General features: G+C 59.7%; 12 protein-coding genes. All 12 read right to left on the bottom strand.

What is annotated here, in order from left to right; translation table 11 throughout:
* Positions 1–116: 116 nt before the first annotated feature.
* Entirely contained in the window at positions 117–995 is an 879-nt protein-coding gene (gene hflC, locus VVD49_RS11110; protein WP_327599248.1) for a protease modulator HflC, read from the bottom strand.
* Positions 995–2,221, bottom strand: coding sequence for an FtsH protease activity modulator HflK (gene hflK, locus VVD49_RS11105; RefSeq protein ID WP_327599247.1), 1,227 nt, complete (start codon positions 2,219–2,221; stop codon positions 995–997). Before hflK ends, hflC begins: the two co-directional genes overlap by 1 nt.
* A gap of 14 nt (positions 2,222–2,235) precedes the next feature.
* Entirely contained in the window at positions 2,236–3,447 is a 1,212-nt protein-coding gene (gene hflX, locus VVD49_RS11100; RefSeq protein ID WP_327599246.1) for a GTPase HflX, read from the bottom strand.
* A gap of 154 nt (positions 3,448–3,601) precedes the next feature.
* Positions 3,602–3,844: an RNA chaperone Hfq gene (hfq, locus tag VVD49_RS11095; RefSeq protein WP_327599245.1), complete on the bottom strand. Its 243-nt coding sequence runs from the start codon at positions 3,842–3,844 to the stop codon at positions 3,602–3,604.
* Between the two features lie 189 nt (positions 3,845–4,033).
* Entirely contained in the window at positions 4,034–5,359 is a 1,326-nt protein-coding gene (gene der, locus VVD49_RS11090; RefSeq protein ID WP_327599244.1) for a ribosome biogenesis GTPase Der, read from the bottom strand.
* A complete protein-coding gene (gene bamB / locus VVD49_RS11085) occupies positions 5,356–6,531 on the bottom strand; it encodes an outer membrane protein assembly factor BamB (protein WP_327599243.1) in 1,176 nt (391 codons plus the stop codon). The genes der and bamB overlap by 4 nt, the downstream gene beginning before the upstream one ends.
* A 1-nt stretch (position 6,532) precedes the next feature.
* A complete protein-coding gene (locus VVD49_RS11080) occupies positions 6,533–7,177 on the bottom strand; it encodes a YfgM family protein (protein ID WP_327599242.1) in 645 nt (214 codons plus the stop codon).
* Positions 7,178–7,224: 47 nt separating this feature from the next.
* The gene (hisS, locus tag VVD49_RS11075; protein ID WP_327599241.1) at positions 7,225–8,490 is read right to left on the bottom strand and encodes a histidine--tRNA ligase; all 1,266 of its coding nucleotides are present in this window, start codon (positions 8,488–8,490) and stop codon (positions 7,225–7,227) included.
* A gap of 56 nt (positions 8,491–8,546) precedes the next feature.
* Positions 8,547–9,791, bottom strand: coding sequence for a flavodoxin-dependent (E)-4-hydroxy-3-methylbut-2-enyl-diphosphate synthase (gene ispG, locus VVD49_RS11070; RefSeq protein WP_327599240.1), 1,245 nt, complete (start codon positions 9,789–9,791; stop codon positions 8,547–8,549).
* A gap of 37 nt (positions 9,792–9,828) precedes the next feature.
* Positions 9,829–10,887, bottom strand: a complete 1,059-nt coding sequence (locus VVD49_RS11065; RefSeq protein ID WP_327599239.1) for a helix-turn-helix domain-containing protein — start codon at positions 10,885–10,887, stop codon at positions 9,829–9,831.
* Positions 10,884–11,702, bottom strand: coding sequence for a type IV pilus biogenesis/stability protein PilW (gene pilW / locus VVD49_RS11060; RefSeq protein WP_327599238.1), 819 nt, complete (start codon positions 11,700–11,702; stop codon positions 10,884–10,886). Before pilW ends, VVD49_RS11065 begins: the two co-directional genes overlap by 4 nt.
* The gene (gene rlmN / locus VVD49_RS11055; RefSeq protein WP_327599237.1) at positions 11,699–12,790 is read right to left on the bottom strand and encodes a dual-specificity RNA methyltransferase RlmN; all 1,092 of its coding nucleotides are present in this window, start codon (positions 12,788–12,790) and stop codon (positions 11,699–11,701) included. Before rlmN ends, pilW begins: the two co-directional genes overlap by 4 nt.
* Positions 12,791–12,809: the final 19 nt, after the last annotated feature.

The raw sequence follows: 12,809 nt of genomic DNA, 5'->3' as shown, positions 1-12,809 counted from the left end.
TAAATTGTCTGCGGTGCCAAGACGAGCCCAAATACGCCGCATCCGCATAAGACGAGCGCACAGGCAACAACCGGTGACGGCCATCCAGGCCCGATCACCGGTTGCGTTAGCTGGAATTACTTGCTGTCGCGCCCGCTGCCCTTCAGATATCTGAAGAAGTCGGAGCTCGGATCAACCACCAGCACATCGCTCTTGTTACGGAAGCTCTGGCGGTAAGCGTCGAGACTGCGATAGAAACGATAGAACTCAGGATTCTTGCCGAAAGCCTCAGCGTAGATCGCAGAAGCCTTGGCATCACCCTCGCCCTTGATGCGCTGTGCGTCGCGATACGCTTCGGCAACAATCACCTCACGTTGTCGCTCAGCATCAGCCTTGATCTTTTCGGCTTCAGCGCCACCGGTCGAACGCAATTCATTGGCCACGCGCTTGCGCTCGGCCTCCATGCGGCGATACACCGAGTCACTGACCTCAGCCGGCAGATCAACGCGCTTGACGCGCACGTCGATGATTTCCATGCCGTATTTCTTGGCATCATCCTCAGCCTTGCGACGCATGTCTTCCATGATCTGCGCGCGCTCTCCGGACACGACCTCGTGAACCGTACGTTTGCCAAACTCTTCACGCAGACCGGATGTGACCGTTTGCTCCAGACGATTGGCCGCCTTGGCCTCGTCAGCATTGAAGGACTTGTAGTAGAGCTCCGCATCGGCAATGCGCCATTTGACAAAGAGATCGACCAGCACATTCTTCTTTTCCGAAGTCTGAAAAAGCTCGGGCTCCGGCGTATCCAGGGTCAGCGTACGGCGATCGAAATAGCGCACGTTCTGGATCATCGGCCATTTCAGCTTGATACCAGGCTCGGTCACGACACGCTTGATTTCACCCAGCTGGAAGACCAGCGCAAACTGGCGTTGATCCACCGTAAAGAGCGACATCGAAGCGACGACCACGACAAAGAGCAGGAGACCTGCAATCAGGGGCAAACGCGTGTTCATTATCGATCTCCCCTGTCACGAGCACGCGGATCGCGCGCACGACTGTCGTTTGCATCTGAATGCGCCGGCGCATCCGGACTTGGGACATTCGTCTTTGGTGCAATCTGCGGAGCATCGGGCGCAGCTCCTGCCGCCTGCATCAGCTTGTCGAGTGGGAGATAGAGCAGATTACCGTTGCCCTTCGCGTCGACAAGCACCTTGGAAGTATTGCTGTAAATCTGCTGCATGGTGTCCAGATACATACGCGTACGGGTCACTTCAGGCGCCTTTGAATACTCCGCGTAAACCTGCTTGAAGCGGCTTGCATCGCCTTCTGCCTGGGCAGCAACACGGCCAGAATAACCTGTCGCCTCTTCCAGCAAGCGAGCGGCCGTACCACGTGCTTTCGGAATCACATCGTTGGCGTATGCCTGACCTTCATTCTTGAGCTGCTCGCGGTTCTGGCCAGCTTTGACTGCATCGTTAAACGCATCCTGCACCTGCTCAGGCGGCTGCGCATTCTGCAAGGTCACCTTGCTGATCTGGATGCCGGTGTCGTAACGATCCAGAATCTTCTGCATCAACAGCTGCGCTTTCTTGGCAACGTCTTCACGACCTTCATACAAGACGTAATCCATCTTGCTCTTGCCGACGATCTCGCGCATCGCGGTTTCCGCAGCCTGTTTGACTGAAGCCTCGGGATCACGATTATTGAAAAGATAAGCCCGCGCATCATTGAGCGTGTACTGCGCGGCAAACTGGATATTGATGATGTTTTCATCATCAGTGAGCATCAACGCCTCGCGCAGATCCTTGGCGCGCTCGTTGCCGCGATAACCCACTTCGACCGTACGCACTTGCGTGACATTCACGATCTCGTGCGACTCAAACGGATAAGGCAGACGCCACTGCAGACCTTCGCTCGTGATTTCCTTGAACTTGCCGAAGCGCAACACGACGCCCTTCTCGCTGGCATCGACTGTGTAAAAACCGGTGAGCATCCAGAGCACGAAGACAATGCCAACCAGCAGTGCAACGCCGCCACCAATAGCACCTGCGCTTGGCGCACCGCCACCGTCGGAGCCACCGCCATTGCCGCTGCCACCTGTCTTGCGACCAAACGCACCAGACAGTTTGCGATTGAGATCGCGCCAGATTTCTTCAAGATCGGGAGGGCCGGACTCGCCGCCGCCGCGCTTGTCATCGCCCTGCTTGTCACCGCCCCAACGGGGGTCGTTCAAAGACATGAAGATTGCTGTAATCACTTGGACTCGCTCAGGGTTTCACTGAAATGATCGGATGGTTCTTGCACATCGCCGTGGCTGGAATCCACGGCAGATTGAGCCACAGCCCCAGATTGGCTATCAGATACGAGTACCGGAACATGGAAAATCATTTCGGCCAAGGCCGCACGCAAGGCAAGCAGTCCATCACCCGTGCGGGCACTCAATAATACGCGTTGAATATTACCACACGCGTCCCGCTCGACTCCCGGCACACCAGCCGTTGCATCGATCTTGTTCCACACGAGGATTCGCGGCACCGCACCCGCGCCAATTTCTTCAAGCACGCGATCTACGACCTGAATTTGCGCTTCGCGTTCCGGAGAAGATGCGTCCACCACATGAAGTAACAAATCCGCGTTCGCGGTTTCTTCCAGCGTGGCGTGAAAAGCAGCGACAACGGAGTGCGGCAGATCTCGAATGAAGCCTACGGTGTCGGACACGATCAGGCTGCGTTCGGCATCCTTGAGATAGACGCGGCGCAGGGTGGTGTCGAGGGTCGCAAACAACTGATCGGCCGCATACGCGCCCGCCTTGGTGATGGCGTTGAACAGCGTTGATTTGCCCGCATTGGTGTAACCCACCAAGGCAACGACCGGCATTTCCTGACGCTCGCGCGCCCGGCCGCGCACACGCCGCTGCTTTTCGAGATCCCGGAGGCGTTGCTTGAGCAGGGCAACGCGATTGCCGAGCAAGCGCCGGTCGGTTTCCAACTGTGTTTCACCGGGACCACGCAGACCAATGCCGCCCTTCTGGCGCTCAAGGTGAGTCCAGCCGCGCACCAGGCGCGTAGCCAGGTGCTGCAACTGCGCCAACTCGACCTGCAACTTGCCCTCGTGACTTTTCGCGCGCAGCGCGAAAATATCGAGGATCAGGGAATTGCGATCAACCACGCGGCGCTGCAAAACGCGCTCGAGATTGCGTTGCTGGCCAGGGGCCAGTTCGTGATTGAAGATGACGACGTCGGCGCTTGATTCGCGCGCCGCCTCGGCAATCTCTTCCGCCTTACCTTTGCCGACGAACAAGGCTGCGTCAGGCGACTGTCGCTTGCACTGGATCAACGCAACCGTTTCCGCTCCAGCCGATCCTGCCAGCAGACTCAGCTCGGCAATGCGGTCCGCCATACTGGCCTTACCGAAATCGACCTGCACCAACACGGCACGATTCCCAGTCGCCGGGCGATCAAACATGGCGCCCGCCTTTCAGTTCAGACATGCTGCTCCAGTTCAACGCGGCAACGGGTGCTCGACTGGCAAGGTCAACACGCCGGCAAGTGCGCCACCCGACTTTCGTCCGTGCAACGCACCGGCGTGAAATGGCAACACCGCGCGACGCAACCGTCATTTACTCCTTGGCATCCGGCGCATCATGCGGAATGGATACCGGGCGGGCGGGCACGACGGTGGAGATCGCGTGCTTGTAAACCATCTGGGTAACGGTGTTCTTCAGCAGGACGACATACTGGTCAAAGGACTCGATGTGTCCCTGCAGCTTGATGCCGTTAACCAGGTAAATGGAAACCGGCACGTGTTCCTTGCGCAAAATATTAAGGAACGGATCTTGGAGCAATTGGCCTTTGTTACTCATATTGGCCCTCGTCTTTTTATTTGTGAAAGGAGATTGTGGCAACGCCACACTTTATGGTGCACCGCCAGCATAACGCACTTTGCATCGTGATGGAGTTCCTTGCAAATCCTTACAGGACTGTAAGCAAATCCATCACTCTTGCAGCGGAAAACTACCCCGAAGTGCCGACCTCACCCACGATCGGCCAGCTTATTCGCCTTTTGCGAATGGATTGTTCGTCGAGCGGAACTCGACGCGCATTGGCGTGCCCTGCAATTGGAACGCCTCCATGAAGGAATGTTCCAGGAAGCGCTTGTAAGAGTCCGGCACGTGCTCGAGGGCATTGCCGTGAACAATGACGATGGGCGGATTCTGACCGCCCTGGTGGGCGTAACGCATCTTCGGCCGGAACACACCATGGCGCGGCGGCTGTTGTTTGGCCAATGCCGCCAGCAGGACACGGGTAAGTTTCGGCGTCGGCAGCTTGGACATGGCGGCAGCATACGCACCATCAACCGACTTGAGCAGCCCGCCAATTCCCTGCACATGCAGCGCAGAGATGTAGTGGAAGCGCGCAAAGCTCAGGAATTGCAGCTTGCGCTGGATGTCCACCTTGACGCGCTCGCGACGGTACTCATCCACATCATCCCACTTGTTGATGGCCACCACGAGTGCGCGGCCCGTTTCCAGAGCGAAGCCGCCGATGTGCGCATCCTGATCGGAAATGTCCTGGCTTGCATCAAGCACGAGGACGACTACATTGGCCTGCTCCACGGCCTGCAAGGTCTTGATCACCGAGAACTTCTCGATGGCCTCGAAGACTTTGCCGCGACGGCGCAAACCCGCAGTATCAATCAGTGTGTATTCGCGGCCGTTCCGCTCGAAAGGCACGGCAATCGCGTCACGCGTAGTGCCCGGCATGTCGAACGCAATAACGCGATCTTCCCCCAACAAGGCATTTATCAGGGTGGACTTGCCGACATTGGGGCGCCCGACGATGGCGACCTTGGGGCCGCGCGTGTCGTCTTCGTCTTCCTTGGCGTCCGGGAAAGTATCGAGCACCAGGTTCAGGAGCGCGGTGACACCATCGCCGTGAGCCGAAGAGATCACGTAGGGCTCGCCACACGCCAACTCATGGAACTCAGCGGCAAGCATGGCGCGATTGGCACCCTCGCCCTTATTGACCGCCAGGAAGATCGGACGACCAGAACGACGCAACCGGTCAGCAATCTGTTTGTCGTGCGGCGTCAGGCCGACGCGGCCATCGACGATGAACAACAGCGCATCCGCCTCTGCAATCGCGGACTCCGCTTGACGCGCCATTTCGGCGACGATGCCTTCGCGAGCAGTCGGTTCGAAACCGCCGGTATCAACGACCAGATAAGGTTTGTTGCCCCCCCGACCGATGCCATAGTGGCGATCGCGTGTGAGGCCCGGCATGTCGGCAACCAGCGCATCACGCGTTCGCGTGAGGCGGTTGAAGAGAGTGGATTTGCCGACGTTGGGACGCCCAACAAGAACGAGGGTAGGTTTCACTTGCTTGCTTCGGTAATGCTTAACTGATGAACGGTGCCGTCACGCGCCTGCAGGACAATGCCTTTGCCGAGCAAGGACATCGGCGCCTCGATACCGGAACTATCGACGTCGAGACGACCCTTGAAGCCGCCTTCCTTGCGGTCAAGCAGATGCACCCAACCGAGGCTATCAGCCACGGCAAGGTAGTCACCCACCACCAGCGGACGACCAACACCTCGCCAGGCCAGCTTGTCCTGCTTCCAGACGGTAGCCCCGCTCTTGAGATCGAGCGCGTGGATTGCACCGGTCGTGTCGGTCACATAAAGATTGTTGGAGTCCGCATCGGCCCCCACGCCGGAAGCGATATCACGCGACCAGCGCACCGCGCCCCTGGCCGCATCGACGCATGCCACGCGCGCCTGATAGGCCGATACGCAGATTGCGTCGCTGCGCACGAGCGGCTCGCCAACCAGGTCGGTCATGCGCTCGAGCTCATTCGAACCGCGCGACACCGCCACGGTCGCTTCCCAGCGCGGGAAGCCCCCGCCTTGCGATAGCAAGACCAGCTTGCCACCGGAAAAGCCGGCCAGCACGGAATCCCCGATGCGACCGAAGCCAGCATGCGCGCGCAAGGTCAGCGCAGATTGCGTACGTTGGTAAATCCAGCGCTGCGTGCCATCCGCCGCATTGAAGGCCAACACCTGGTTGTCGCCTACGCGGGCCACAACGATGTCGTCGGCGATCAAAGGCAGCCCTGCGACTTCGCCATTCAACTGAACACGCCACAACTGCTTGCCCTGCTCCGGATCGAAGGCCAGCAACTCACCCGCTGCACTCGACACAACGACCAGCTTGCCATTTGCCGCTACGCCACCCGACAAGGCTTTCGCTGCACGTACGCTCCACAACTCACGACCAGCTTCGTAACGCGCCAGCTCGCCATTGGCGGAAGCAGCGAAAACAGAAATGCCGACAACGGCCGGACGCAACACGGCAGGCGAAAGCTTACCGGTCCGCTTGTGCCAGTCCGAATGCAGCTTCGCCGTACCCGACAAAGGCGGCAGAGGCGATGGCTTGGGGCCGGGCGAGTCGGACCACAGGAAGCAGCCACTGAGCGACACACTCAGCGCCGTCATCAGCGCAATGGATCGCAAGCGACGCACGCTGGCCAAACTTACGGAAATGCGGGGCATATCAATTGGCTCCCAGCGCATCCAGCTTGGTCTGCACGATAGTCTTCAAGGTGTTGTTGTCCGCAGCGCCGGAGAATTTTTCCAGAGCCTGTTTGTAAGCCTGCTTTGCAGCATCAAGCTTGTTCTGCTCGACCAGCACGTCGCCGCGCATCTCGGCGAAGCGCGCGGCCAGCTCTTGCGTCACGCCGCTCTCCAGTTGCTTGAGGGCTTCGTCGTAAGCCTTTTCATCGAGCAACAATGTCGCCAGACGCAAGCGCGCCAGATCTTTCACGGTAGCTTCCTTGGTGTGTTCAATCACCCAGGTGAGCTTGACGCGCGCGCTCTTTTCGTCCTTCTTGTCTATGTCTGCCTTGGCCGCCAACAGCGCTCCCAGCGAGGCCTGAAGATGGCTCGGGTATTCCGTCGTGAGCTGGTTCGCCGTCTGCTGCAGCTTGGCGGTATCGCCCGCCTGTGCGGCCAGGAAGACCTCCGAATACAGGGCGGTAGCCTTGTCATTCTGCGAGCGCTGATAGCCGGACCAGGCGACCCAGGCCAACAGTGCGCCAGCCGCCACAATGGCAACCCAAGTGATGGCATTGCCGTACTTGTCCCACCACGCCTTCATTGCGGAGAGTTGTTCTTGTTCTTCGAGGTCGTAAACGGCCATGTCTTTTCTTTCCAAATGGTTGTCAGTGCGCCTGTCAGGCAGGCTTGTTAGTTGTCTTCGATACCGTAAAGCTGATTCGCCAGGGTCGGCGCCAGATCAGCCAGGGGCACCTTGCGCTGCTCCACGCGCTGCCCGTCCTGCTCGCGCAACGGCTTGAGCATCACGGCCTCGGCGGCCACCTCGTCATCGCCGATAACGATCGCGAAAGCCGCACCGCTCGCATCGGCTTTCTTCATCTGCGATTTGAAATTGCCGCCGCCGCAGTGGTAGATCGCCGCAACACCTGCAGAGCGAACCTCCTCCGCTACGCGGAAAGCCAGGCGGCTGGCAGCTTCGCCCTGATGCACGATGTACACGTCCGGCCGCGACAGCGGCCCCTCTTCCATACCTTCGGCCCACAGCAGCATGACGCGTTCGATACCCATGCCGAAGCCACAGGCCGGCGCAGGTTTGCCGCCCAGGCTTTCGATCAGGGTGTCGTAACGGCCGCCCGCACAGATAGTGGCCTGGGAGCCGAGTCGCGTGGTCGTCCATTCGAACACGGTACGGTTGTAATAGTCCAGCCCTCGCACCAGGCGTGTGTTGAGCTTGTGCGGCACGCAAGCTTCACGCAGCAACGCAGTCACGCCCTCGTAGTGCTTGAGCGATTCCTCGCCGAGGAAATCCATCAGTTTCGGCGCGCCATCGACCATGCCTTGCAGCGCCGGATTCTTGGTATCAAGCACACGTAGCGGATTAGTCAGCAAACGGCGCTTGCCATCTTCGTCGAGCGAAGCCTCGTGCTTCTGCAAATAGGCAATCAACTCGGCCCGATGTGTCGCACGCTCGGCAGCATCGCCCAGCGAGTTGATTTCCAGCGACACGTCCTCGAGACCGAGGTCGTCCCACAGCCGCGCACACATGACAATGTGCTCCGCATCTACATCCGGCCCGGCAAAACCCAGCGCCTCGACACCGAATTGATGGAACTGACGGTAACGGCCTTTCTGCGGGCGCTCATGACGGAACATCGGTCCGCTGTAGTACAGGCGCTGCGCCTGACCGAACAACATATTGTGTTCAGTCACCGCGCGCACGCATGGCGCGGTCCCCTCGGGACGCAAAGTCAGTTGCTCGCCGTTGAGGCGATCCTCGAAGGAGTACATCTCCTTCTCGACGATATCCGTGTGCTCACCGACACCACGCACGAACAAAGCCGTCGGCTCGACAATGGGGGTGCGGATCGGACGATAGCCATAGCTCTTCAGCCAGTCACGCACGATCTCTTCGAATGCTTCCCAACGCTCCGCTTCATCCGGGAGCAGGTCGTTCATGCCACGAACGCCTTGAATCTTCTGTGTTGCCATTTTCTTCTTGTAATGCCCGCGCCTTAAGCCGCGAGACCTTTCTTCGGATATTTTGTAGCGACGTAGTTGTCGAGAATGTCGCGGAATTCTGCAGCGATATTGTCGCCACGCAGGGTCATGGCTTTCTGACCATCGATGAACACTGGTGCCGCTGGCGTCTCGCCGGTTCCCGGCAAGGAAATGCCGATATTGGCGTGCTTGCTTTCCCCCGGCCCGTTGACGATGCAGCCCATGACGGCAAGCGTGAGATTCTCGACGCCGTCGTACTGGTCACGCCACACCGGCATCTGGTCGCGCACGTATTCCTGCACGGATTGCGCGAGCTCCTGGAAGAACACGCTGGTGGTGCGACCACAACCCGGGCAAGCCGTCACCATCGGCGTGAAGGCGCGCAGACCCATGGTCTGCAGGATTTCCTGCGCCACAATCACTTCGTCGGTGCGCTTGCCGTTTGGTTCCGGCGTCAGCGAAATACGGATCGTGTCACCAATACCTTCCTGCAACAGGACGGACAGTGCAGCCGTCGAAGCTACGATGCCCTTGCTGCCCATGCCGGCCTCGGTGAGTCCAAGATGCAGGGGATACTCGCATCGGCGTGCCAGTTCGCGATACGTCGCAATCAGGTCCTGTACGCTCGACACCTTGCACGACAGGATGATGCGGTCACCTGCAAGGCCGACGTCTTCTGCAGCTTTCGCCGACTCCAGCGCCGACACAACCAGCGCTTCGCGCATGACGGCACCCGCGTCCCAAGGCTCGGCGCGCCCGGCGTTCTCATCCATCATGCGCGCCAGAACAGCCTGATCAAGGCTGCCCCAATTCACACCAATGCGAACCGGTTTGTCATAGCGGCAGGCCATCTCGACGATCGCAGCAAATTGCGTATCGCGCTTGGCTCCTTTGCCGACATTGCCAGGATTGATGCGGTACTTCGCGAGCACTTCTGCGCAGGCCGGGTTGTCCTGCAGCAAGGTATGGCCGTTGTAATGAAAGTCACCAATCAGAGGTACGTCGACGTTCATCTTGAGCAACTGCTCATGAATCTTCGGCACGGCCTTGGCAGATTCGTCGTTATTGACGGTGATACGCACCAGCTCCGAACCCGCCCGCGCGAGCTGGGCAATCTGGATGGCCGTCGCGATGTGGTCAGCCGTATCGGTATTGGTCATGGACTGCACCACGATGGGCGCTGCCGAGCCAACTGCTACCTTGCCAATACGCACCAGACGCGTCGCGTGACGTGACTGGGCGGAAGCACTAGTACTCATCACTTGCTACTCACAATCCACATTCGGGGCTCATCGATCAAGGCAGGCTCAGGCGTGCCACATTGGAGCTGGTGCGCGAGCCCAGATCCAGCGCCTTGCCATCGACACTCAGGCGCACTTGCGGCGCATTGCCGATCACGACCTGCAGCGGCGCTTCGCCTTGCACGTCCTGCTCCGAACCTGCCGGATTAAGACGCGAAAAAATCACTTTGCCGTTGGCGTCGCGCACTTCAACCCAGGCGTCTGCGGCAAAAGCAAAATGCAGACGGTGTGATCCCTTGGGCACTGCACCAGACAGTGCAGCTGATTGCGCCAATGGCGCAGACGCAGCCTTGGGCACAACGGGCACGGCGGGGATGGCAACCACCGATGCTGCCGCCGCGCTACTTGCTGCGCTTGCCGCCGAACTGGATGCAACGGCACGCGGGGCCGAAGCAGCCGCAGGCGGCAGAGCCGGCGATGCCACCGGCGCCGAAGCGGGCACAACAGCTACTGGCACCGACGCCGCGACGGGCGCGCTCGGTGCAGCCACGGCGGCGGAAGCCTCCACCGCCGGTGCGCTGGGCTCGGACTGGGCAGGTGCGGCAACCGGTGCCGACGCCAGTGGTACCGACTGTTCAGCCAAAGCACCTGACTGGCTCATGATGTCGGCCAGATATTGCTCGTCGCGCGGCTCGAACCAACGGTAATACCAGCCGGCCACGGCAAGCATCAACAAAGCCGCCGCAATACCCAGTGCGGGTAAAGCGGAAAAACGCCAGCGCACAGGCCCGGGCATTTGACCCAGCGGCAAGGTATTGATCGGCGGAGGCACTTCCCTGACAACATCGAGAACCTGACTGAAATGCGCTGGATCAAGATGCAGGAAACGCGCGTAATTACGCACGAATCCCCGCGCAAACGCGGGGCCGGGCAGATGCGCGAGATCACCCGCTTCCATCGCTTCAACCTGACGCGGCGTCAGCTTCAAGTGCTGCGCCACTTCGGCAACCGTCAAACCACGCGCTTCGCGCGTCTCGCGCAGCAGTTGCCACGCATTCACATGCGCGGAAGGAGTCTCTTCAATCGGGGGTTCAAATTGCTGACCGTCGCTCACTCGAACTTTCCTTGCTGATAGGCCTGATTTTCATTGGAAGCTGGGTAGTTCCGCGCCAGCTGATTGCCGTAACGCTGCACCGCATCCCTGTTGCCGAGCTTGTTTTCAATACGCAGCGCAAGCCAGATGGTTTCAGCCGTCTGTGTCCCCGGCTGGCGATTCAGGACATTGATGTACTCGCGCGCCCGATAGAAATTGCCATTACGGTATGAGATGGCAGCGATGTGATACTTGGCTTGAAGGTTGTCCGGGTCAGCCTGATCAGCGCGCAGGAAGGCCACCTCGGCCGCAACATCATCCCTGAGCTGCAAATTGCACAGTCCGAGGTTGGTCCATGCTCTCCCGGGCGTGCGATAGTACGGATTGCGCGCAGCCTGCTCCAGACGCGCCGCGCCCTCTTTCTGACGGCCCCGATTGCACAGGAACCAGCCATAGGCGGTGTTCACTTCGGGATCGCCGGGCGCCAGGCGCAGCGACTCTTCAAACGCGTCCTGGGCCTGTGCGTATTGCTCGAGCAAGGCATACACCTGCCCCATCAGCAAATAGCCCGGCGCATAGGTCTTGTCATAGGCCACGGCCACACGCGCCTCATCGAGCGCAGCGCCCAGATTGCCTTCCATGTAGGCCGCGCCCAATTCGATATGCACACGGGCCTTGTTGCGCGCCTCTGTCGTCGCCGGCATGTCGGACGACGAGCGATCGGTCGCGCCAGACCCGGAATAGCCTGGCGTCGGGCTGGGCAGCGAGGCGCATCCGGCCAGCAAACACGTCACAACAATTGCTGCATGCACACACAGGGGTTGCATGAAATTCATCGACTCACCTCGTTGATGGGCACAACGCGTCGTTGCGTCCGTTTGGTCTTGTCCTTCACCTGCCCGGCCAGTTGACCACAAGCAGCATCCACGTCATCACCGCGCGTCTTGCGCGTTGTGGTGACAATGCCTGCGTCCTGGAGAATCTGGCTGAAGCGCTTGATCCGGGCAGCCGATGAACGTCCGAAGCCCGAATTCGGGAAAGGATTGAACGGAATGAGGTTGTACTTGCAGGACACCTGACGTGCGATGTCGATAAGCTGCCGGGCGTGCTCATCGTGATCGTTCACACCATCAAGCATCACGTATTCGAAGGTGATGAAATCGCGCGGTGCCTTGACGAGATAACGCTCGCAAGCGGCCAGCAGCTCTTTCAAGGGGTACTTCTTGTTGATCGGCACCAGCTCATCGCGCAGCGCATCGTTGGGCGCATGCAGCGACACGGCCAGCGCCACCGGACACGCATCGCGCAAGCGATCCATGGCGGGCACGATGCCCGAGGTGGATACCGTCACCCGGCGACGCGACAAGCCGTAAGCGTTGTCGTCGAGCATCAGGTTGAGGGCGGACACAACATTGTCGAAATTGGCGAGCGGCTCGCCCATGCCCATCATCACGACGTTGCTGATGATGCGATCGCCATTCGGCTCTGCGCCGAGCAGACGATTTGCCAACCACAACTGGCCGATGATTTCGGCCGCACTCAGGTTGCGGTTGAAGCCCTGCTTGCCGGTCGAACAAAAAGCGCAATCCAGTGCGCAGCCGGCCTGCGAAGAAACGCAGAGCGTGCCGCGCGTGGTTTCGGGGATGAACACCGTCTCCACAGCGTTGGCGTTGCCTACATCCAGCAGCCACTTGCGCGTGCCATCGGTCGACAGCGTGTCGCGCGCGACCGTGGGAGGGACTACACATGCCGACGCCTGGAGCTTGGTACGCAAGCTCTTCGCTACGTCGGTCATGGCATCGAAATCTGACTCCCCGAAACGATGCATCCAGCGCAGCACCTGGCGGGCGCGAAAAGGCTTCTCGCCTCGTTCAGCGAACCATTCAGTCAGTGCAGCAGCGTCAAAATCGAGGAGGTTTTGCATGATTCGCAGTGCGGCCATG

This window comes from Uliginosibacterium silvisoli, from assembly GCF_036017035.1.
Classification (GTDB): domain Bacteria; phylum Pseudomonadota; class Gammaproteobacteria; order Burkholderiales; family Rhodocyclaceae; genus Viridibacterium; species Viridibacterium silvisoli.
This window is presented reverse-complemented; position numbering and strand designations above follow the sequence as displayed.